Source organism: Mycolicibacterium arenosum (assembly GCF_024320865.1).
GTDB classification, from domain to species: Bacteria; Actinomycetota; Actinomycetes; order Mycobacteriales; family Mycobacteriaceae; genus Mycobacterium; species Mycobacterium arenosum.
Window position 1 is genome coordinate 137,205 of sequence record NZ_JANDBD010000012.1, and the last position, 19,833, is coordinate 157,037.

Annotated in this window: 19 protein-coding genes, 1 tRNA gene and 1 pseudogene; 8 read left to right on the top strand and 13 right to left on the bottom strand. The window is 70.3% G+C overall.

The annotated features are described in order from the left end of the window. Both NM203_RS26040 and NM203_RS26045 read left to right on the top strand, forming a co-directional pair. Positions 1-708 carry a polyprenyl-phospho-N-acetylgalactosaminyl synthase PpgS gene (locus tag NM203_RS26040; RefSeq protein ID WP_255063601.1) on the top strand — a complete coding sequence of 236 codons (708 nt, stop codon included), beginning with the start codon at positions 1-3 and terminating at the stop codon, positions 706-708. Continuing rightward, positions 705-1,046, top strand: a complete 342-nt coding sequence (locus tag NM203_RS26045; protein ID WP_255063495.1) for a DUF2304 domain-containing protein — start codon at positions 705-707, stop codon at positions 1,044-1,046. Before NM203_RS26040 ends, NM203_RS26045 begins: the two co-directional genes overlap by 4 nt. On the opposite strand, the gene NM203_RS26050 is transcribed toward NM203_RS26045, so the two are convergent. Next, positions 1,043-1,984 carry an NAD-dependent epimerase/dehydratase family protein gene (locus NM203_RS26050; protein ID WP_255063496.1) on the bottom strand — a complete coding sequence of 314 codons (942 nt, stop codon included), beginning with the start codon at positions 1,982-1,984 and terminating at the stop codon, positions 1,043-1,045. The genes NM203_RS26045 and NM203_RS26050 overlap by 4 nt on opposite strands. 56 nt (positions 1,985-2,040) lie before the next feature. Between NM203_RS26050 and NM203_RS26055 the strand changes: the two genes are divergently transcribed. Next, positions 2,041-3,810 (top strand): hypothetical protein, encoded by a 1,770-nt coding sequence (locus tag NM203_RS26055; protein WP_255063497.1) that lies wholly within the window; start codon positions 2,041-2,043, stop codon positions 3,808-3,810. Positions 3,811-3,837: 27 nt separating this feature from the next. Further along, complete coding sequence (locus NM203_RS26060) at positions 3,838-4,212, top strand: carboxymuconolactone decarboxylase family protein (protein ID WP_255063498.1); 375 nt, start codon at positions 3,838-3,840, stop codon at positions 4,210-4,212. Between the two features lie 2 nt (positions 4,213-4,214). Here NM203_RS26060 and NM203_RS26065 read toward each other — a convergent pair. Then, positions 4,215-4,290, bottom strand: a tRNA-Thr gene (locus NM203_RS26065). Positions 4,291-4,350: 60 nt separating this feature from the next. Beyond that, positions 4,351-5,562, bottom strand: coding sequence for a DNA polymerase III subunit delta' (locus tag NM203_RS26070; protein ID WP_255063499.1), 1,212 nt, complete (start codon positions 5,560-5,562; stop codon positions 4,351-4,353). Between the two features lie 95 nt (positions 5,563-5,657). On the opposite strand from NM203_RS26070, the gene NM203_RS26075 reads away from it, so the two are divergent. Both NM203_RS26075 and NM203_RS26080 read left to right on the top strand, forming a co-directional pair. Next, positions 5,658-7,253 carry an adenylate/guanylate cyclase domain-containing protein gene (locus NM203_RS26075; protein ID WP_255063500.1) on the top strand — a complete coding sequence of 532 codons (1,596 nt, stop codon included), beginning with the start codon at positions 5,658-5,660 and terminating at the stop codon, positions 7,251-7,253. A 40-nt stretch (positions 7,254-7,293) separates the two neighbouring features. After that, positions 7,294-7,908, top strand: a complete 615-nt coding sequence (locus NM203_RS26080; RefSeq protein ID WP_255063602.1) for a dihydrofolate reductase family protein — start codon at positions 7,294-7,296, stop codon at positions 7,906-7,908. On the opposite strand, the gene topA is transcribed toward NM203_RS26080, so the two are convergent. The 3 genes from topA to NM203_RS26095 all read right to left on the bottom strand — a co-directional run bounded on the left by topA (position 7,905) and on the right by NM203_RS26095 (position 11,739). Next, complete coding sequence (topA, locus tag NM203_RS26085; RefSeq protein WP_255063501.1) at positions 7,905-10,727, bottom strand: type I DNA topoisomerase; 2,823 nt, start codon at positions 10,725-10,727, stop codon at positions 7,905-7,907. The two genes, NM203_RS26080 and topA, sit on opposite strands and share 4 nt — an antisense overlap. A 147-nt stretch (positions 10,728-10,874) precedes the next feature. Then, positions 10,875-11,465 carry a hypothetical protein gene (locus NM203_RS26090; RefSeq protein ID WP_255063502.1) on the bottom strand — a complete coding sequence of 197 codons (591 nt, stop codon included), beginning with the start codon at positions 11,463-11,465 and terminating at the stop codon, positions 10,875-10,877. Between the two features lie 70 nt (positions 11,466-11,535). Beyond that, positions 11,536-11,739, bottom strand: a complete 204-nt coding sequence (locus NM203_RS26095; RefSeq protein WP_255063503.1) for a cold-shock protein — start codon at positions 11,737-11,739, stop codon at positions 11,536-11,538. 122 nt (positions 11,740-11,861) lie between these two features. Here NM203_RS26095 and NM203_RS26100 point away from each other — a divergent pair, with 122 nt between their 5' ends. Together NM203_RS26100 and NM203_RS26105 are read left to right on the top strand one after the other, a co-directional pair. Beyond that, complete coding sequence (locus NM203_RS26100; RefSeq protein ID WP_255063504.1) at positions 11,862-14,198, top strand: DNA 3'-5' helicase SftH; 2,337 nt, start codon at positions 11,862-11,864, stop codon at positions 14,196-14,198. A 49-nt stretch (positions 14,199-14,247) separates the two neighbouring features. Then, positions 14,248-15,327, top strand: coding sequence for a PAS domain-containing protein (locus NM203_RS26105; RefSeq protein ID WP_255063505.1), 1,080 nt, complete (start codon positions 14,248-14,250; stop codon positions 15,325-15,327). On the opposite strand, the pseudogene NM203_RS26110 reads toward NM203_RS26105, so the two are convergent. The 7 genes and pseudogenes from NM203_RS26110 to ssd all read right to left on the bottom strand — a co-directional run. Next, positions 15,324-15,650: pseudogene (locus NM203_RS26110) on the bottom strand (Rv3654c family TadE-like protein); the annotation flags it as partial. The gene NM203_RS26105 and the pseudogene NM203_RS26110 overlap by 4 nt on opposite strands. Positions 15,651-15,660: 10 nt before the next feature. Further along, entirely contained in the window at positions 15,661-15,927 is a 267-nt protein-coding gene (locus NM203_RS26115; RefSeq protein WP_408633415.1) for a TadE family type IV pilus minor pilin, read from the bottom strand. Positions 15,928-15,998: 71 nt separating this feature from the next. Beyond that, the gene (locus NM203_RS26120) at positions 15,999-16,202 is read right to left on the bottom strand and encodes a DUF4244 domain-containing protein (protein ID WP_255063506.1); all 204 of its coding nucleotides are present in this window, start codon (positions 16,200-16,202) and stop codon (positions 15,999-16,001) included. A 48-nt stretch (positions 16,203-16,250) separates the two neighbouring features. Further along, positions 16,251-16,823, bottom strand: a complete 573-nt coding sequence (locus NM203_RS26125) for a type II secretion system F family protein (RefSeq protein WP_255063507.1) — start codon at positions 16,821-16,823, stop codon at positions 16,251-16,253. Beyond that, positions 16,820-17,599, bottom strand: coding sequence for a type II secretion system F family protein (locus tag NM203_RS26130; protein WP_255063508.1), 780 nt, complete (start codon positions 17,597-17,599; stop codon positions 16,820-16,822). Before NM203_RS26130 ends, NM203_RS26125 begins: the two co-directional genes overlap by 4 nt. Beyond that, positions 17,596-18,759: a TadA family conjugal transfer-associated ATPase gene (locus NM203_RS26135; protein ID WP_255063509.1), complete on the bottom strand. Its 1,164-nt coding sequence runs from the start codon at positions 18,757-18,759 to the stop codon at positions 17,596-17,598. Before NM203_RS26135 ends, NM203_RS26130 begins: the two co-directional genes overlap by 4 nt. Further along, positions 18,756-19,823 (bottom strand): septum site-determining protein Ssd, encoded by a 1,068-nt coding sequence (gene ssd / locus NM203_RS26140; protein WP_255063510.1) that lies wholly within the window; start codon positions 19,821-19,823, stop codon positions 18,756-18,758. Before ssd ends, NM203_RS26135 begins: the two co-directional genes overlap by 4 nt. Positions 19,824-19,833 lie beyond the last annotated feature (10 nt).

Here is a 19,833-nt window from a genome sequence, read left to right on the forward strand (position 1 = left end):
ATCGACACCCCGGCCACGGGTTACGACGACGTCTGGATCATCGTTCCCGCCTTCAACGAAGCGAGCGTCATCGGCGAAGTGATCGCCGACGTGCGCAGCGTTTTCGACCACGTGGTGTGTGTCGACGACGGCAGCGGTGACGGCACCGGGGATCGCGCATACGCCGCGGGCGCACACGTCGTGCGGCATCCGGTGAACCTCGGCCAGGGCGCCGCCATCCAGACCGGCGTCGAATACGCCCGCAGCAGGCCGGGTTCCGCGGTGTTCGCGACGTTCGACGCCGACGGCCAGCATCGCGTCAAGGACGTCGTGCGGATGATCGACCGGCTCACCGCCGACGATCTCGACATCGTCGTGGGCACGCGCTTCGGTGGCGGTCGGCCGCCCGCGGCGATGCCGTGGCTGCGACGGTTGCTGTTCCCGCTGATCGCCAAGCTCAGCCCCGCCAGCCGCAAGCTCGGGCTCACCGACGCGCACAACGGGCTGCGCGTGTTCAACAGGACCGTCGCCGACGGGCTCAACCTCACGATGAGCGGCATGAGCCACGCCAGCGAGTTCATCTCGCTGATCGTCGAGAACGGCTGGAAGGCCGGCGAGGAACCGGTCGAGATCCTTTACACCGAGTACTCGATGTCCAAGGGACAGCCGCTGGTCAACGGCGTCAACATCGTCTTCGACGGCATGCTGCGCGGGAGGATGCGAAAGTGAACTGGATTCAGGTTCTGCTGATCGCGTCGGTCATCGTGCTGCTGGTGTACCTGCTGCGCTCGCGGCGCAGCGCGCAGGCCAGGGCCTGGGTGAAGCTCGGCTACGTGTTGTTCGTCGTCGCGGCGGTGTACGCCATCGTGCGGCCCGACGACACCACGATCGTGGCGAACTGGCTCGGCGTGGCGAGGGGGGCCGACCTCATCGGCTACGCGCTGATCGTCGCGTTCCTGTTCACCACCATCAGCACCTACCTGCGGTTCAAGGACCTCGAGCTGCGGTACGCGCAGTTGGCGCGCTCGATCGCCCTCGACGGCGCGCGGGCCCCGGACGAGCGCTAGATCTCGCCGCGGAAGAAGTCCACCGTACGGTCGACGCCCTCGGCCAGCGCCACCTTCGGCGTCCAACCGAGCACGTCCTGCGCCCGGCCGATCGCGAGCTGCGACCGCTTGAGGTCGCCGAGGCGCGGCGGGTGGAACTCCGGCTCGTCGGGCTTACCCGCGGACGCGGCGATGGCCGAATGCATCTGCGCCGTCGAGGTTTCCACGCCGGTGCCGACGTTGAAGCGCAGGCCTCCACCGACCTCGCCGCCCGCCCGTACGAACGCGTCCACCACGTCGTCGACGAACACGTAGTCGCGGGTGTCGGTGCCGTCGCCGAAGATCTTCGTCGGCCGGTCCGCCAGCAGCGCGCGGGCGAAGATCGCGACGACACCGGCCTCGCCGTGCGGATCCTGCCGAGGCCCGTAGACGTTGGCGGGCGCGATGTGCGAGCAGTCCAGGCCGTAGAGGTTACGGAACATGTTGAGGTACACCTCGCCGCAGACCTTGCTGGCCGCATAGGGCGACGAGGGGTCGACGGGCATCTCCTCGGTGGTCGGGTAGCCCGGCGGGTTCTTGCCGTAGATCGAGCCACCGGACGAGGTGTGCACGATCTTGCGGACGCCTGCCTGCCGCGCCGCCTCGGCCAGCCGCACGGTACCGACGACGTTGACCGCCGAATCGCGCTGCGGGTCGTCGACGGACAGCTTCACCGAGATCTGCGCAGCGAGGTGGAACACCACCTCGGGCCGGGTGTCGGCCAGCAAGCTCACCAGGTCGGCTTCCACGATGTCGGCCTTCGCGAACTCGAAGGCGTCGTGGCGTTCGGCGTTCACGATGTTCTCACTGCGCCCGGAGCTCAGATCGTCGACGCCGACCACGTGGTGACCGTCCGCGAGGAGGCGGTCCACCAGCGTCGATCCGATGAAACCCGCAGCACCTGTGACCAGAGTTCGCACCGGGCCACCTTACCGATCGCACCTGACGCCTCCGTGGGTCCGTACAGTCGCGGGCGATGTCCAGGGTCGCCCGCACCGCCGTGGTGCTCATCGCACTGCAACTGGTGCTGAGGGCGGTGCTCGCATTCGGCGGCTACTTCTACTGGGACGACCTCATCCTGATCGGCCGGGCCGGCACCCAGACCCTGCTGTCGCCGACCTACCTCTTCGACGACCACGACGGCCACGTCATGCCGGGAGCGTTCCTGGTCGCGGGCGGCATCACCCGACTGGCGCCGCTGAACTGGTTCTGGCCGGCGCTCAGCCTGGTCCTGCTGCAACTGCTCGCCTCGCTGGCCCTGTTGCGGGCGCTGCACACGATCCTCGGCTGGCGGCCGGTGCTGCTGATCCCGCTGACGTTCGCGCTGTTCACCCCGCTGGGCGTGCCGGCGTTCGCGTGGTGGGCCGCGGGCCTGAACGCGCTACCGATGATCGCGGCCATGGCGTGGGTGAGCGCCGACGCGATACTCCTGGTCCGGACGGGTGACCGGCGCTACGCCGTCACGGGGACGGCGGTGTTCCTGATCGGTCTGCTGTTCTTCGAGAAGGCCGCGGTGATCCCGTTCGTCGCCGTCGTGGTGACCGTGCTGCTGGCCTACGTTCGCGGCGAGCAGGTGCGGACGGTGTGGCAGCGCGGTCGACCGCTCTGGGTGGCGACCGCCGCCGTGACGGTCGCCTGGATCGGCGTCTACCTGCTGGTGGTCGATCAGCAGCGGTGGAGCTTCGACCTCGGGATGACGTGGGAGCTGTTGTCGCGCTCCGTCACCCACGGCATCGTGCCGGGTCTGGTCGGAGGGCCGTGGGAGTGGCAGCGCTGGGCGCCGGCCTCGCCGTGGGCCACTCCGTCGGCGGTCGTGATGGTGCTCGGCTGGGTCGTGCTCGGCGCGGTCGTCGCGGTGTCGTTCATCCGCAAGCAGCGCATCGGGCCGGTGTGGGCGGCGGCCGCGGGGTACGCGGTCGCATGTCAGGTGCCGATTTACCTGATGCGGTCGTCGCAGTTCACCGCGCTCGAACTCGCGCAGACGCTGCGCTACCTGCCCGATCTCGTCGTCGTGCTGACGCTGCTGATGGCCGTCGGCTTGTGCGCTCCCAATCGCGCGGACAGCGGCCGGCTGGATGCGTCGCGCGCCCGCACCGTCGCGGTCGTCACCGCGGTCGCGCTGTTCGCGGCCAGCAGCGGGTACTCGACGGTGACGTTCCTGCGCAGCTGGCGAGACAACCCCACCCGGAACTACCTGGAGACCGCGGAAGCGGCTCTGGCGCAAGCGAACTCGGTGTCACAGGCGCCGATGCTGGATCAGGAGGTCGACCCGCTGATCCTGCAGCGGATTCAGTGGCCGGAGAACCTCGCAAGTCACGTGTTCGCGTTGCTGCGCGACCGGCCCGAGTTCGACGCGGCGACGACCGATCTCCGCATGTTCGATTCGACGGGCAGGATCCTGCCCGCGAAGGTGACGTGGGTGCGCTCGATCGTGCCGGGGCCGGACGCGACGTGCGGGTACCTGGTGCAGCCCTTGGACGGGCAAGCCCCGGTGCGCGTGCCACTCGACGGCCCGATGCTGCCCTCGGAGTGGACCGCGGAGATCAACTACCTCGCCAACAGCGACGGATCGCTGACGATGTCGATGACCGAGGGCGCCGAGACGAAGGTGCCGGTGCGGCCCGGCCTGAATCGGGTGTTCGTCCGACTGTCCGGCGCCGGTGACGCGCTTCTGGTGCGCGCCAACACTTCTGCGCTGTCGGTGTGCCTCGCGGCCGGGCCGGTCGGATACCTCGCACCGGCGTAGGTGGGCGGCTGTGCCAAACTAGTAAGTATGACTAACTTACGCGCCGATGGACTCAAGGTCTTCCGTGAGCTGGTGCCGGGCGTGATTCCCGACGACGACGCCGAGGTGGACTTCAGCGACGGCTTCGCACCGGACCTGATGGACATCGGCATCGAGAGCATCTTCGGCAGGCTGTGGACCCGCGACGGCCTCAGCCGCCGCGACCGCAGCCTGGTGACGCTCGGCATCCTCATCGCGCTGCGAGCCGACGACGAGCTCAAGTACCACTTCCGGATCGGCCGCACCAACGGCCTCACCGACGACGAACTGGCCGAGGTGATCTACCACGCCAGCGGCTACGCGGGCTTCCCCGCGGCCAACTCGGCTGCCAGGGCGGCCGAGCAGGCGTTCGCCGGGGAGTGACATGGAGCCGCCTAGGAGAATCGAACTCCTGACCTATTCATTACGAGTGAATCGCTCTACCGACTGAGCTAAGGCGGCGGTGCCTTTCAACAAGGCGCAGCAGAGTCTACGACAGCGCACCGCGCGCGCCCAAACCAGTTAGTTCTGTTGCAGCGCCCCGCCGATGGTCGCGACCATCGCGTCGACCGCGAACTTCGGCTTGACGTTCACCGCGAGCGCCTCGCGGCACTCGAGCACCGCCTCGATGCACCGGAGCAGATCGTCGGGCGCCGCCAGCGTGGCCAGGGTCGCGATCTTCTCGGCCATGTCCGGGTGGTTGGCCTGCAGACCGGGGGCTCCCGACGACACCAGCAGCGCGTCGCGGAAGTACGTCGCCAGATCCATCAGCGCCCGGTCCAGCGCGTCGCGCGACGCCCGCGTCCTACGTGACTTCTGGCGTTTCTCAAGGTCTTTCAGGGCACCCGCCGACCCGCGCAGCACGCCCGCGGTGCCCTTGCCGCTGCCGCCCGCACCCAGCGCGGTGCGCAGTTCCTCGGTTTCGGCCTCGTTGCGGTCCTCGGTCAGCGCGTTCGCCTCGTCCTCGGCGGTCTTGACCAGCTCCTCCGCAGCGCCGTACGCCCGTGCGGGGCGCGTGGCCTCGTACGCCAGGCTCAGCGCCTGCTTGCGACGTTGCCGGGCCTCGCCGTCGGTGGCCAGCCTGCGCGCCCTGCCGACGTGTCCGCCGCTGACGGACGCCGCCCAGAGAGCATCGGACTCGGGCAGTCCGTCGGTGTCCATCAGCACCTGCGCGATGGCGTTGAGGTGCGGAGTGACCAACGCCACGTGGCGACACCGCGAGCGCAGGGTGATCGAGATGTCCTCCGGGTCCACCGACGGCGCGCACAGCAGGAACACCGTCGACGGCGGCGGCTCCTCGACCACCTTGAGCAGCGCGTTGGCCGCGCCCTCGGTCAGTCGGTCGGCGTCCTCGACCACCACGACCTGCCAGCGGCCGGTACCGGGGCGCCGGGACGCGATCTGCACGATGTAGCGCATCTCGCTCACGCCGATGGACAGCCCCTCGGGGATGATCCTGCGCACATCACCGTGGGTGCCGGCCATCGTCGTCAGGCACGCCCGGCACTCCCCGCAGCCCGGCACGCCGTCCGACGTGCACTGCAGCGCGGCCGCGAAGCACAGCGCCGCCACCGACCGACCCGACCCCGGCGGCCCCGTGATCAGCCACGCGTGGGTCATCGAGCCCGTCGTCATCGTGTTGTGCGCGGCGTCGCCACGCGCGGCCGTCGCCGCGGCCACCAGCTCCGCTTCGACGGCCTCCTGACCCACCAACCGCGAGAAGACACCGCTCATCGGCGCCAAGCCTAGTGTCATGGTCAGACGGGAGAACGGACACAACCTGCCCACGGCGGCCGCAAATGGTCGCCATCGCCCGATACGGTGATGACGTGACCACGGCCGGGCTACCGATTGGACGAATCACCGCATTCGTCAAGTGGGTCGCGCGCACCCCCTGGCCGGTGTTCACCCTGGGCATGCTTCAGGCCGACATCATCGGCGCCCTCCTGGTGCTGGGCTTTCTCCGGTTCGGCCTGCCCCCCGAGGACCGCGTGCAACTGCAGGACCTGCCCGCGTTCAACCTGGCGATCTTCCTCGGCTATCTGTTCATCTCCTTCACCGTCGCGGCCTGGTTGACCCTGCGCATGCTCATCCCGGTGATCCGCTGGCAGCGCCGCGACACCCTGCTGGGTACCTCCGACCCCGGTGTCACCGAACTGGCGCGTGTACGGGCGCTGCGGATGCCCTACTACCGCTCGGTGATCAACGTCTCGAACTGGTGCCTGGGCTCGATCGTGTTCATCGTGGCCAGTTGGCCCGTCGCGAGCCGCTCGGCGCCCGTCGTCGCGGTCGCCACCGCGCTGGGCGCCACCGCCACGGCGATCATCGGCTACCTGCAGTCCGAGCGGGTGCTGCGGCCCGTCGCCGTCGCGGCTCTGCGCGGCGGCGTTCCGGAGAGCTTCCGCGCCCCGGGCGTCATCCAGCGTCAGGTGCTCACCTGGGTGCTGTCCACGGGCGTGCCGATCCTCGCGATCGTGCTCGCTCTGGTTGCTAGCAAATTCGAGATCCTCACCGCACCGGCCGAACGGCTCAACACGCCGATCCTGCTGCTGGCCATCGCAGCGCTGGTGATCGGCCTCGCCGGCACGGTCCTGGTGGCCATGTCGATCGCCGACCCGCTGCGTCAACTGCGATGGGCGCTGGGCGAAGTGCAGCGCGGCAACTACAACGCTCACATGCAGATCTACGACGCCAGCGAGCTCGGGTTGCTGCAGGCCGGCTTCAACGACATGGTCCGCGATCTGGCCGAGCGGCAACGGCTGCGTGACCTGTTCGGCCGCTACGTCGGCGAGGACGTGGCGCGTCGCGCCCTTGAGCGAGGCACCGAGCTCGGCGGCCAGGAACGCGACGTCGCCGTGCTCTTCGTCGACCTCGTCGGCTCGACCCAGCTCGCGGCCACCCGGCCCGCCGCCGAAGTCGTCGGCCTGCTCAACGAGTTCTTCCGCGTCGTCGTCGACACCGTCAACCGGCACGGCGGCTTCGTCAACAAGTTCCAGGGCGACGCGGCACTGGCGATCTTCGGCGCACCCATCGAGCACCCCGACGCCTGCGGTGCCGCCCTCGCCGCGTCCCGCGAGTTGCACGACGAGCTCATGGGGGTGCTGGGACAGAACGACTTCGGCATCGGCGTCTCCGCGGGCCGGGCCATCGCCGGTCACATCGGCGCGCAGGCCCGCTTCGAGTACACCGTGATCGGCGACCCGGTGAACGAGGCCGCCCGCCTCACCGAGTTGGCCAAGCTCGAGCAGGGCCACGTGCTCGCATCGGCGATCGCGGTCAGCGGCGCCGTCGACGCCGAAGCGCTCGCGTGGGACGTCGGCGAGATCGTCGAACTGCGCGGCCGCATCGCCCCGACGCAGTTGGCCCGGCCGCTGCATCTGGCCACCCAGGAACAGATCGCCAGCGAGAGCGAGGCGAAGGCCTGAGTCCCCGATGAGTTCCTCGGCGCCGGCCGGTCCACCCACCATGGGACTCATCCACATCGAAATGTTCGCCACCCTCGACCTCGTCGCGCAGGCGCCCGGCGGCCCCGAGGAGGATCCGGTCGGCTTCGACTTCGGCGGCTGGCAGGCACCGCTCATCGACGAGGTGTCCGGGCAGCAGGTCGACGCCGCTTACGCGGGCACCGACGCGCTGCTGCTGGGCCGCCGCACCTACGACATCTTCGCCGCCCACTGGCCGCACCAGGACGACGACTTCGCCGCGCTGTTCAACCGCATCCCCAAGTACGTCGCGTCACGCGGCACTCCCGACCTGTCGTGGGAGGGATCCACGCAACTCGACCCGGATCTGGTGACCGCGGTGCGCGAGATCCGCGAGAAGCACCAGCACGTCACCGTCGTCGGCAGCCTCAACCTCGTCCAAACCCTGTTACGCGAGAAGCTGTTCGACCGTCTCGACCTCTGGGTGCACCCGATCGTGCTGGGCTCGGGCAAGAAGGTGTTCGACGGCGGCGCAGTACCCACGAACATCGCACTGCTCGAGCCGCCGGTCGCGAGTCCGAACGGAATCGTGTTCCTGCGCTACGGAATCGCCGAAGGCACGCCCGAAACGGGTGACATGACCGATCTCGACGGCTAAGCCTTCTTGGCGGCCTTCTTCGCGGGCGCCTTCTTGGCGGGCGTCTTCTTGGCGGCGGTCTTCTTCGCGGCCTTCTTGGCCGGTGCCTTCTTCTTCACGGGTCCGCGAGCTCGCCTGTCCGCCAACAACTCCGAGGCGCGCGCATCGGTGATCGACAGGACGTCGTCCCCCTTGCGCAGGCTCGCGTTCGTCTCGCCGTCGGTGACGTACGGGCCGAAACGGCCGTCCTTGATGACCATCGGCTTCTCGGACACCGGGTCGTTGCCGAGTTCGCGCAGCGGCGGTGTCGCCGCTCCCTGGCGACCGCGCCGCTTGGGCTCCGCGTAGATCTTCAGCGCCTCGTCGAGCGTCACGGTGAACATCTGCTCTTCGGTTGCCAGCGAGCGGGAATCGGTGCCGCGCTTGAGATATGGGCCGTAGCGGCCGTTCTGCGCGGTGATCTCCTCGCCTGTCGCCGGGTCGACCCCGACGACGCGCGGCAGCGAGAGCAGTCGCAGCGCGTCCTCGAGCGTCACCGTCTCGAGATCCATCGTGCGCAGCAGCGAACCGGTGCGGGGCTTGGGTCCGGTCGGCGTCTTCTTCTTCTTCGCCGTCGTCCCGTCTTCGGGGTCCTCCGGCGGGGCCGGCAGCACCTCGGTGACGTACGGACCGTATCGGCCGTCCTTGGCGACGATCTCGTGCCCGGACTCCGGGTCGACTCCGAGCGAGCGACCCTCCTGCGGTGTGGCGAAGGCCTTTTCGGCTAACTCGAGCGTCAGCTCGTCAGGCGTGAGCTCGTCCTTCAGGTTGGCGCGCTGCGGCTTGAGTTCACCGGGGTTCTCGTCGTCGGCGATCATGCGCTCGAGGTACGGCCCGTTGCGACCGACGCGCACGTTGATGGCGCGCCCCTGATCGTCGTCGAACAGCTTGATCGAGTTGACGACCCGCGCGTCGATCTCCTCGAGGTTGCCGCCGACGAGCTTCTTCAGGCCGCCCGCTCGCGCGATCGACCCGTCGACGCCGTGCTCGCCGCCGAAGTAGAAGTTGTTGAGCCAGTTGGTCCGTCGCTCGTTACCGGAGGCGATCTCGTCGAGCTCGTCCTCCATGGCGGCGGTGAAGTCGTAGTCGACCAGACGCCCGAAGTGCTGCTCCAGCAAGCCGATCACCGCGAAGGCGACCCAGGACGGCACCAGCGCGCTGCCCTTCTTGTGCACGTAGCCGCGGTCCTGAATCGTCTTGATGATGGACGAGTACGTCGAGGGCCGCCCGATGCCCAGCTCCTCGAGCGCCTTGATCAGCGACGCCTCGGTGTAGCGGGCGGGCGGACTGGTGGTGTGGCCGTCGGCCGTCAGGTCACCCGCGTCGACGCGCTGGCCCTGAGTGAGGTTGGGCAGCCGGCTCTCGGCGTCGTCGGCCTCACCGCCGGCCTGCTCGTCGAGGCTCTCAACGTAGGCCTTGAGGAACCCGGCGAACGTGATCGTGCGGCCGCTCGCGCTGAAGACGACCTGCTCACCGGTGCGCGCCGCACCCGAAATGCGAAGGGACAGCGTAGTTCCGCGCGCATCGGCCATCTGCGAGGCCACCGTGCGCTGCCAGATCAGTTCGTAGAGCCGGAACTCGTCATTGTCGAGCGACGAGTGCAGCTGACCGGGAGTCTGGAAGACGTCACCCGCCGGCCGGATCGCCTCGTGCGCCTCCTGGGCGTTCTTCACCTTGCGGGTGTACTGGCGCGCCGTGGGATGCACGTACTCCTCGCCGTACAGCTGCTTGGCCTGATTGCGCGCGGCGTTGATCGCGGACTCCGACAGCGTCGTCGAGTCGGTTCGCATGTAGGTGATGTAGCCGTTCTCGTACAGCCGCTGCGCGATGCTCATGCAGCGCTCCGAGGAGAAGCGGAGCTTGCGGCCCGCCTCCTGCTGCAGCGTCGACGTCATGAACGGCGGGTACGGACGGCGGGTGTAGGGCTTCTGCTCGACCGACGACACCTCGAGCTGCGCCCCGCGCAGGCCGCCGACCAGTCCGGTCGCGGCGGCCTCGTCGAGCACGAGGACCTCGTCGGGCTTCTTGACCGCGCCCAGCGAGTCGAAGTCACGCCCGCTGGCCACGCGGCGGCCGTCGACGCTGTTGAGCTTCGCCGTGAACTTCGGCGGCGACGCCGCGGCGTCGGACACGCTCGCGTCGAGCTCGGCGGTGACGTCCCAGTAGCCGGCGCTGCGGAACGCCATGCGCTCCCGCTCGCGCGACACGATGATGCGGGTGGCCACGGACTGCACGCGGCCCGCCGACAGCTTCGGCGCCACCTTCTTCCACAGCACCGGGCTGACCTCGTAGCCGTACAGGCGGTCGAGGATGCGTCGGGTCTCCTGAGCGTCGACCAGATCGATGTCGAGGTCGCGCGGGCTCTCCGCCGCCGCCCTGATGGCCGGCTCGGTGATCTCGTGGAAGACCATCCGCTTGACCGGGATGCGGGGCTTCAGGGTCTCCAGCAGGTGCCAGGCGATGGCCTCACCCTCGCGGTCGCCGTCCGTCGCGAGGTAGAGCTCGTCGACACCCTTGAGCAGATCCTTCAGCTCGGTGACGGTGGCCTTCTTATCGGGGCTGACGATGTAGAGCGGTTCGAAGTCCTCATCGACGTTGACCCCGAGCCGGGCCCACGGCTCCGACTTGTACTTGGCGGGCACGTCGGCGGCGTTGCGGGGTAGGTCGCGGATGTGGCCGCGCGAGCTCTCCACCACGTAGTTGCTACCGAGGTAGCCCGCGATTTTGCGCGCCTTGGTGGGCGACTCGACTATGACGAGCCGCCGGACGCGACCGTTGTCGCTGCCGTCCTGGTCAGCCACCTTGTGTCTACGCTCCAATTCCGTGCCGCCCATCGGACCCCCCGATGAACGGCAATTCGGCCATGAGCACCCATGGCAAGGGACAATTTCGCACTCCGCGGCAGCGTACGCAAACCGGTCCCCCGCGCAACAGGCCCCTGCTAGACGTCAAATCCTCGGCCACGCCAAGAACGCCTCGGTATGCCCCGGAGGTTCCCCCACGTTCTCTACCAGGCGCGATAGCCTGCGACGGCCGCTGATCCGCAGCGCCGGATGCGCTCCTCTGGTGCCGATCAGGGTCGGCGCGATTCCCACCCGCATCATCGCCGACGCGAGTGGGGAGTGCGTGTCGGGGGCGTGCGGATCGAGCCCGAGCAGGTAACGGTCGGCCTCAGGGGTGCCCGAGGCCAACGTCCACGCCCGTAATTCGCGCGGTCCAGGCAACCACTGCGGGGGCACCGTCTTGATGGCGCCTCGTGTCCACTGGGCGGCGATGGTGGTCAGCCTGGGGTCCACTGCGGTCCGCACCAGCGGCGTGTTCTCCTCGGTGCGGGTGAGTTCCGGCAGCAGTCCGGCGTCCGCGATCATCTCGGCGAGAGCCTCGGCTCGCCACAGCGCGTCGACCACCACGGACAGCCTGGCGGCCTGGTCGGCGCCGGAACCGACCAGCACCACCTGCCCCGACGCAGCCAGAATCCCGGTCAAGTCGGACACCGCGGGCGGCACCGACTCAGCCGAGAAGAAGGACAGCTGGCTCACGAAACCGACCCTAGGCCAGCAGCGGGCTCGAACAGCGTCGGCGTGCCGACCGCCATGGAACTCCGAGTAGTCAGACGGCGCGGACGTTCACGGCCTGCGGGCCCTTTGCGCCCTGCTCGACCTCGAACTCCACCTTCTGGTTCTCCTCCAGCGTCTTGAACCCGCTGGTCTGGATCTGCTTGTAGTGCACGAAGACGTCACCACCGCCGCCATCCTGCTCGATGAAGCCGTAGCCCTTCTCCGCGTTGAACCACTTGACGGTGCCCTGTGCCATCTTCGTTTCCTTACTACCTGCAGCGTGTGCGGCCCAGTCAAGCACGTCGCAGGTCGCAGCGGCGGCGATGCAACCGGGTCGTGGTTAACAATTCATCGAAACCGGTCTCAGGAGGTGTTTCGGTGTCGAGTCAGGGGCCGGACTTCGGCCGCGAACTGCTCGCGGTCGCCGTCGACGGCGCTGACGACGACGAGGCGCCGCTGCGCCACGTCGCCGACCTCGCTCCGCGGCGGGCTCGTTCGCAGTCGTGGCCGCAGTGGGCCGATGCCGACGTGGTCCGCGCCTTCGCCGAGCGCGGCGTCACCGAACCGTGGTCGCATCAGGTCGCCGCGGCGGACCTCGCGCACTCCGGCCGGCACGTGGTGTTGAGCACCGGCACCGCGTCGGGTAAGTCGCTGGCCTACCAGTTGCCGATCCTGACGGCGATGGCCGCCAATCCGCGTTCGCGGGCGCTGTACCTGTCGCCGACGAAGGCGCTCGGCCACGACCAGTTGCGCGCGGCCCGGTCCCTGACCGAGGCGGTCCCTCGGCTCGCCGACGTGGCGCCCAGCCCGTACGACGGCGACAGCAGCACCGAGGCACGCCGGTTCACCAGGGAGCGGTCGCGGTGGATCTTCTCGAACCCCGACATGATCCACCTGTCGATGCTGCGCAACCACGCCCGGTGGGCGGTGTTCCTGCGCAATCTCGACTACATCGTCGTCGACGAATGCCATTACTACCGTGGCATTTTCGGGTCCAACGTGGCACTGGTGCTGCGCAGGCTGCTGAGGCTGTGCGCGCGCTACGCGTCGAGTGAGTCGTCCGGCCCCACCGTCGTCTTCGCCAGTGCCACCGCGTCGTCACCCGCCGCGACGGCATCCGAACTGCTCGGAGAGACCGTCGTCGAGGTCACCGAGGACGGGTCCCCGCAGGGCGGCCGAACGGTGGCGCTGTGGGAACCGGCGCTGCGCACCGACCTGCTCGGCGAGAACGGCGCCCCGGTCCGACGGTCCGCGGGCGCCGAGGCAGCGCGGGTGATGGCCGATCTCGTGGCGGAGGGGGCGCGAACGCTGACGTTCGTGAGGTCCCGGCGCGGCGCGGAGCTGACGGCGCTGGGGGCTCGCGCGCGGCTCGAGGACACCGCACCCGACCTGGTCGAGCTGGTCGCGTCCTACCGCGCCGGGTACCTGGCCGAGGACCGGCGCGACCTGGAGGCGGCGCTGGCCGACGGGCGGCTGCGTGGACTGTCCACCACCAACGCGCTGGAACTCGGCGTCGACATCGCGGGCCTCGACGCGGTCGTGCTGGCGGGCTTCCCCGGCACGGTGGCGTCGTTCTGGCAGCAGGCGGGCCGGGCCGGTCGGCGCGGGCAGAGTGCCCTGATCGTCATGATCGCGCGCGACGACCCGCTCGACACCTATCTGGTGAACCATCCCGCGGCGTTGCTGGGCAAGCCGCTGGAGCGCGTCGTGATCGATCCGACGAACCCGCACGTGCTCGGACCCCAACTGCTCTGCGCGGCCGCCGAACTGCCGCTGACCGACGCCGAGGTGCGCGGCTGGAACGCCGAGGCGGTGGCCGAGTCGCTCGTCGACGACGGGCTGCTGCGCCGCAGGCCGTCCGGCTACTTCCCGACGCCGGGCGTCGACCCGCACCACACCGTCGACATCCGGGGTTCGATCGGCGGGCAGGTCGCGATCATCGAGGCCGAGACGGGTCGCATGGTCGGCAACGCCGGGGCCGGGCAGGCGCCGGCCTCGGTGCATCCCGGTGCGGTCTACCTGCATCGCGGGGAGACCTACGTCGTGGACTCGCTGGACTTCGAGGCGGGCATCGCGTTCGTGCACCTCGAGGATCCCGGTTACGGGACGGCCGCCCGCGAGATCACCGACATCACGACGACGGGCACCGGGGAGCGCCGCACCACCGGCAGCGTCACCACGGGGGTGGTGCCGGTGTCGGTGAGCCACACGGTGATCGGGTACCTGCGCCGGCGTCTGAACGGCGAGGTGATCGACTTCGTCGAGCTCGACATGCCCACCCAGACACTGCAAACCGTGGCGGTGATGTGCACCATCACACCGGAAGCGCTGTACGCCAATGGAATCGAGCCGTTGCGTGTGCCCGGCGCACTGCACGCGGCCGAGCACGCCGCGATCGGGCTGCTCCCGCTCGTCGCGAGCTGCGACCGCGGGGACATCGGCGGGGTGTCAACGGCCGTCGGCCCCGACGGATTGCCGACGATCTTCGTCTACGACGGCCATCCCGGCGGAGCGGGCTTCGCCGACCGGGGCTTTCGCCAGTTCGCCGTGTGGTGGGGCGCGACGGCCGATGCCATCGAAGCGTGCGAGTGTCAGCACGGCTGCCCGTCGTGTGTGCAATCCCCGAAATGCGGCAACGGCAACGACCCGCTGGACAAGGCCGGTGCGGTGGCGGTGTTGCGGCTCGTTCTCAGCGAACTCGCGAGGTACGGGTGAGGCTGTTGGTTTGCTGGGAGGCCATGGCCGGCCGGGTAGGATGCCCCGCATGACCCACGACTGGCTGCTCGTGGAGACGCTCGGCACAGAGCCCGCAGTGGTCGCGCACGGCCACTCCACCAAGAACCTCGTTCCCATCAGCGCGTTCCTGCGGCGCAACCCGAATCTGATGGCGATCCAGACGGCCATCGGAGAGACGGTTCGCGGTGGGCAACCGCTGAGCAGCATCACCCCGAAGCACGACCGGGTGATCCGCACCGAGGTGGTGCGGATGACCGACAACCGCATTCACGGCGTGCACGTCTGGGTCGGCCCACCCGACCTGGATCCGCCCGAGCGTCCGATTCCCGGACCGCTGAAGTGGGACCTGACGAACGGCATCGCGACCGACACCCCGGAGTCGCTCCGCAACAGCGGCGGCGACCCGTCGGCCCAGGGCACCGTCGGCCGGGCGTTCGCCGAGGACCTTCCGACGCGCAGCATCAATCCCATTGAGGAACAGGTGTTGTCGGAGGCGATCAAACCGGCGCCGGGACGTTCGTTCTGCAGCAGTTGGGACGTCGTCGACTACCGCGGCGAGTCGATCGCCGTGGGCTTCGTGGTCCGGGTGCTCGAGGAGGTCGACGAGAGCGTCGGCCGCGAGCTGCTGATCTGCCGGGGCATGAACTGGCCGAGCGAACACGACGAATTCACCATGAACGCAGCGGATCTCGGCCAGCCCGCGCTCGGCGAGCCGACGCCGGGGGTGTACCGGGCGGTGGTCGACCTCAGTACCTGGCGGCTGCTGAAGTGGCTCGACGAGCCCTGCCCGTTCTACGACTGGCATCCCCAGGAGGGGGGCGAGTCGTTCACCCATCCCGGTGACGGTCCCGCGATCGAACGGATGGCGCGCGACTTCGAGAACGGCGTGCCGGCGTCGCAGGTGCTGCGACTGCGCGCCGTCGGCGGCGGCTGGACGCCTGTCAACGTCACCGCGCAGGTCGTGGAACTCGAACGCGGCGCCCACGCCGGCCTGCTGTCGATGCGGCTGCCGACCGACGAGGAGTTGGCGGCGGTGCCCGAGGAGGTCGCGGCGAAGCTCAGTCTCAGCGGGAAGCTGCGGGCGCGAAAGGCGAAGAGCAGGGCCTAGCCGGATGCCGGCCCCGCCCGTGCGACCGCGCGTGCGACGCCGATCCCGAAGCGCCCCAGCTGGACTCGCTCCTCGACGCGGACGACGACGTCGAGCTGCTCAATGCGACACTCCGTCACCCGGACGCGCATCGCGCCCGCCACCGACGACGCCCACCCGCACGCCGCCCGCTGCCCCGTCGCCACCCTCCCCGCCGCCGCCAGCGCCGCCAGGTCCGCGGCGCCCTGCGCCCGATGTCGGGCCGCCACCGCGACCCCGACCCCGACGACGCCCAGCGTGATCGCCAACAGCGCCGCGATCACCGCCACCGCGATGACGGTTGCCGACCCGCGTTCATCCCGGAGGCTCGCGCGCCGACACCGCCTCGGCCGTGATCGGAACGCCGAGCCACAGCGGCGACCGCGCGCTGACCGTGGCCACGATGAAGTCCCCGTCGTCGCGGACCTCGACGACGGCGCCTCCCGGACCGACCCGCTGCGCCACGGCCACCGCGGCGGCCCGGTCGCCCCGCGCCGCCAACCGCGCGGCCTCGCGCGCCGCGTCGATACAGCGCACCTGCACCGCCATAGCCGACAGGCCCGCGAGGCACGCGACGAGCACCACCGCCAGCGAAGCGATCGCGAACGCCGCCTCGACGGTGGCGCCACCCGTGTCTGCACGTATGCCCCGAGTCAGCGGTTGCTGGTCAACGCCTTCGCGATGATGTTCGTCAGGGCGCCCACGATCGAGTCGCCCGTGACGACGGTGTAGAGGATCGCACCGAACGCCGCGGCGGCGATGGTCCCGATCGCGTACTCGACCGTGCTCATGCCGGACTCGTCGACCCACAGCAGGGCCAGCCGCGTCCGCAGGTTCCGAATCACCTTGCTCGTCATCCGATCTCCCCTCCATCTCCTCGGTCGCGGCACTTCCGCGATTCCCGGTCACACCACACCCGTGTTCACCACGTCGCCCGCCAGCCCCATCACCACCGGCAAGACCCCGAGGCACATGAACGCCGGGAGGTAGCACAGCCCCAGCGGCCCGGCGATCAACACCGACGCGCGTTCGCCGGTGGCTCGCGCCGCGTCGGCCGCGTCCTGCCTCGACTGATCGGCCAGCTCCGCGACACCCGTCGCCAGCGCGGCGCCCGACGCGGCCGATCGACGCGCCAGTCGGGTCAACGCGTCCACGTGGCGGTCCCGCGTCTCGGTGTCCGCCCATGCCGCACCGGCATCGGCGCCCAGCGCGAGGAGTTCGGCGGCACGGCTCAGGACGTTCGACAGCGGACGTGGTGCCGTCGGGCCCGTCGCGGCGGCAGCGGTACCCACGGCCATCCCCGACGACAGACAGGCGGCGAACACGTCGAGTGCCGCCGCCACGGCCAGCGGGTCCGGCGGCGCGGCATCGTCGTCGGCCGGCCGTTCTCGCCCGAGAACTCCCGCTCGCTCGAGAGCCCGCCACCGGTCGTCGGTGAGCATCAGCGCGAGCGCGAGAAGAACAGCAGCCCAGCTCATCTCGACGTCCCCGCGGTGATGCGATCCGACCAGAGCAGCCCGGCGCACGACAGCGTCGCACCCACCGCGAGCAGCCAGCCACCGAGCCCGTCCGACAGCAGGAACCGCACCGGGTCGGCGCCGACCAGCTGGCCCAGTCCGATCCCGAGGACGGGCAGCACGGCGAGCACACCGGCCGTCGCCCGCGCTCCGGCCATGCCCGCGGCGACGCGCGACTCGAACCGCGCACGTTCGACGAGATCGCGGTGTGCCGTGCGCATCAGCAGCGCGATTGCGAGCCCGTGGCGATGCGCCATCGCCCAGCACACGGCCAACCGATTCCAGTACATCGGCACGGTGGATGCGGCTGCCGCCGAACGCAGTCCGGCACTGACGTCCACACCCAGCCGCGCGCGGGCGGCGACGGCGCGCAGCGCGACGGCGACTTCTGCGGGCACCTCGGACGCCGCGGTCTCGAACGCCACCACGGGATGCGCGCCCGCGCGGAGTTCACCGGCCAGCACGTCGAGAGCCGCCTGCAACGCCGCCGCCTCCGCGGTTCGACGGTGGCGCGTTCGCGCCCGGTGCGCCCGCAGCGCCACGGTGCCGCCGACCACCGCCGCAGCCGCCACCACTCCCGCGGGGACCACGACGGCCGCACCCAGCGCGGCCAGCAGCGGGCCCGCCACCCGCCAGCGCCGGCTGTGCACGCGCCGCCGCCGCGCCGGAATCACCACCCGACGACGCACGGGCGCCACCAGCACCGCACACGCCAACGCCACCAGGGCCACCGTCATGCCGGCACCCGCTCGCCGATCAGCCGGCGCAACTCGGTCATCGCCGCGCCGGAGCCGCGGTCGACGTGCCACGCCGTCGTCGCGGCGACCACCCCGGATTCCCCACGGTGCAGCACCGCGACCTCGGTGAGCCTGCGCGCCCCCGACACGTCGCGACCGACGTGCAGCACCACTCGCACCGCCGCCGCCAACTGACTGTGCAGCGCCGCCCGGTCCAGGCCGCCGAGCGCGGCGAGCGCCTCGAGCCGGGCGGGCACTTCGGCCGGGCTGTTGGCGTGCACGGTGCCGGCGCCGCCGTCGTGGCCGGTGTTGAACGCGGCCAGTAGGTCGACGACCTCTCCCCCGCGCACCTCGCCCACGACGATGCGATCGGGGCGCATCCGCAGCGACTGGCGCACGAGGTCGCGCACCGTCACCTCGCCGACGCCCTCGACGTTCGCACTCCTGGCCACCAGCTTTACCAGGTGTGGGTGCCGCGGTGCGAGCTCGGCCGCATCTTCGATCGACACGATGCGCTCTTGTGCTGCAACGATTCCCAGCAGCGCCGATAGCAGTGTCGTCTTACCGGCTCCGGTTCCGCCGCACACCAGGAAGGCCAGGCGGGCCGTGATGATCCCGCGGACCGTCGCCTCGATCTCCGGCGCGACGGCCCCGCACGCCAGCAGCGCGGCGAAGTCCTGGCTGGCGGGTCGGAGCACACGCAGCGACAGGTACGCGCCCGCTCCGGCGATCGGCGGCAGCACGGCGTGGAATCGGACCGCGAAACCACCGCCGAAACCCGCAAGTTGTCCGTCCACCCACGGTTGCGCCTCGTCCAGGCGCCTGCCCGCCGACAGCGCCAGCCGTTGCGCGAGCCTGCGCACCTCGGCCTCGTCGGCGAATTCGATTGCCGTACGGCGTAATCCGGAACCATCGTCGACCCACACCGCGTCGGGGGCGGTGACGAGGACGTCGGTGGTACCCGCGGCGCGCAGCAGTGGCTCGAGGATGCCCGCACCGGACAGTTCCGTCTGCAGTGCCCGTAGGTTGTCGAGGACGTCGGTGTCGCCGAGCACGCCGCCGGACTCGGCCCGGATCGCATCGGCCACAACGCCTGCGCGCAACGGCATCTGCTCGGCGGCGAGCCGCTCTCGGACTCGTTCGAGCAGCGAGCCGCTCACGCCGCACCCGCCTCGGCCGGCACGCGGTTCAGCACCGCAAGCACCCTGCGCGCCGCTCCCGCCAGCGGTGACCGGCGTCGGAGTCGCAATCCCGAGTGTTCGAGCGTGGCCGCCAATCCCGGCTGCGGTCGCATCGAGGCGAGCAGCGGAAGTCCCACGGTGCGCGCCACGTCGGAGGCCGCCAGTCCACCCGGCGCCGGGCCGCGCACGACCAGTCCGATGTTCGCGTTGGCCTCTGCGACCCAGCCCGCGACACGCGCCGCCGACGCGCACGACCGGACGTCCGCGGGCGTCAACACGACGACGAGGTCCGCCGCCGAAAGCACCGTCTCGACAACGGGATCCGGTCGCCGCGGCAGGTCGCACACGACAGTCACGCCCCCCCGGCATCCGGCGCTGACCACCGCGTCCACGGCGGCGGCGTCGACAGCGCCGCCGCGGCGACCGACCGACAACACCGCCGCGCCGTACCGGCTGGGAAGTGCGGCGTGCAGCGCCTCCCACGCCACCCGCCCGCCCTGCAACGCGAGGTCGGGCCAGCGCAGACCCTGTTCACCCTCGGTACCCATGACGAGGTCGATGCCGCCGCCCCACGCATCCGCATCCACCAGCAGCGCACCCCCGGCGCACTGCGCCAGGGCGGTCGCGAACACCGTGGCACCCGCGCCGCCGCAGCCGCCGATGACCGCGATGACGGCGCCGCGACTCGCGCCGTCGCCTCGCGATTCCGCCGCATCCGACAGCAGCGCCACCACCGCGCCGTCCTCATCGGGTAGCAGCAGAATGCGTTGCACGCCAAGGGCGATCAGGGTCGGCCAGTCGTCGGCGTCGGGTGCGGTCCTGGTGACGACGAACAGCCGTGCGCGTCGAGCCAGGCCGAGCGCCGCGCACCGACGGGCACCGTCGACGTCGACGACCACCGCGGACGCCGCGGTCCACACCTTCGCGGAGGAGGGTTCGGCGACGTGCACGATCCGGACGCCCGCCGCGGCCGCCATGCGGTCGACATCGGCCCGGGTGGACTCGTCGACCACCACCGCCAGAACGCCGCTGCTGTTGCTCACGCCCCCACTC

What these genes read in the sequence shown, in the direction of transcription:
- NM203_RS26125 (WP_255063507.1), bottom strand. Translation starts at nt 16,823, where the DNA reads ATGAGCTGGGCTGCTGTTCTTCTCGCGCTCGCGCTGATGCTCACCGAC.
- NM203_RS26105 (WP_255063505.1), top strand. Translation starts at nt 14,248, where the DNA reads ATGACCCACGACTGGCTGCTCGTGGAGACGCTCGGCACAGAGCCCGCA.
- NM203_RS26070 (WP_255063499.1), bottom strand. Translation starts at nt 5,562, where the DNA reads ATGAGCGGTGTCTTCTCGCGGTTGGTGGGTCAGGAGGCCGTCGAAGCG.
- NM203_RS26060 (WP_255063498.1), top strand. Translation starts at nt 3,838, where the DNA reads ATGACTAACTTACGCGCCGATGGACTCAAGGTCTTCCGTGAGCTGGTG.
- NM203_RS26055 (WP_255063497.1), top strand. Translation starts at nt 2,041, where the DNA reads ATGTCCAGGGTCGCCCGCACCGCCGTGGTGCTCATCGCACTGCAACTG.
- NM203_RS26130 (WP_255063508.1), bottom strand. Translation starts at nt 17,599, where the DNA reads ATGACGGTGGCCCTGGTGGCGTTGGCGTGTGCGGTGCTGGTGGCGCCC.
- NM203_RS26080 (WP_255063602.1), top strand. Translation starts at nt 7,294, where the DNA reads ATGGGACTCATCCACATCGAAATGTTCGCCACCCTCGACCTCGTCGCG.
- NM203_RS26120 (WP_255063506.1), bottom strand. Translation starts at nt 16,202, where the DNA reads ATGACGAGCAAGGTGATTCGGAACCTGCGGACGCGGCTGGCCCTGCTG.
- NM203_RS26095 (WP_255063503.1), bottom strand. Translation starts at nt 11,739, where the DNA reads ATGGCACAGGGCACCGTCAAGTGGTTCAACGCGGAGAAGGGCTACGGC.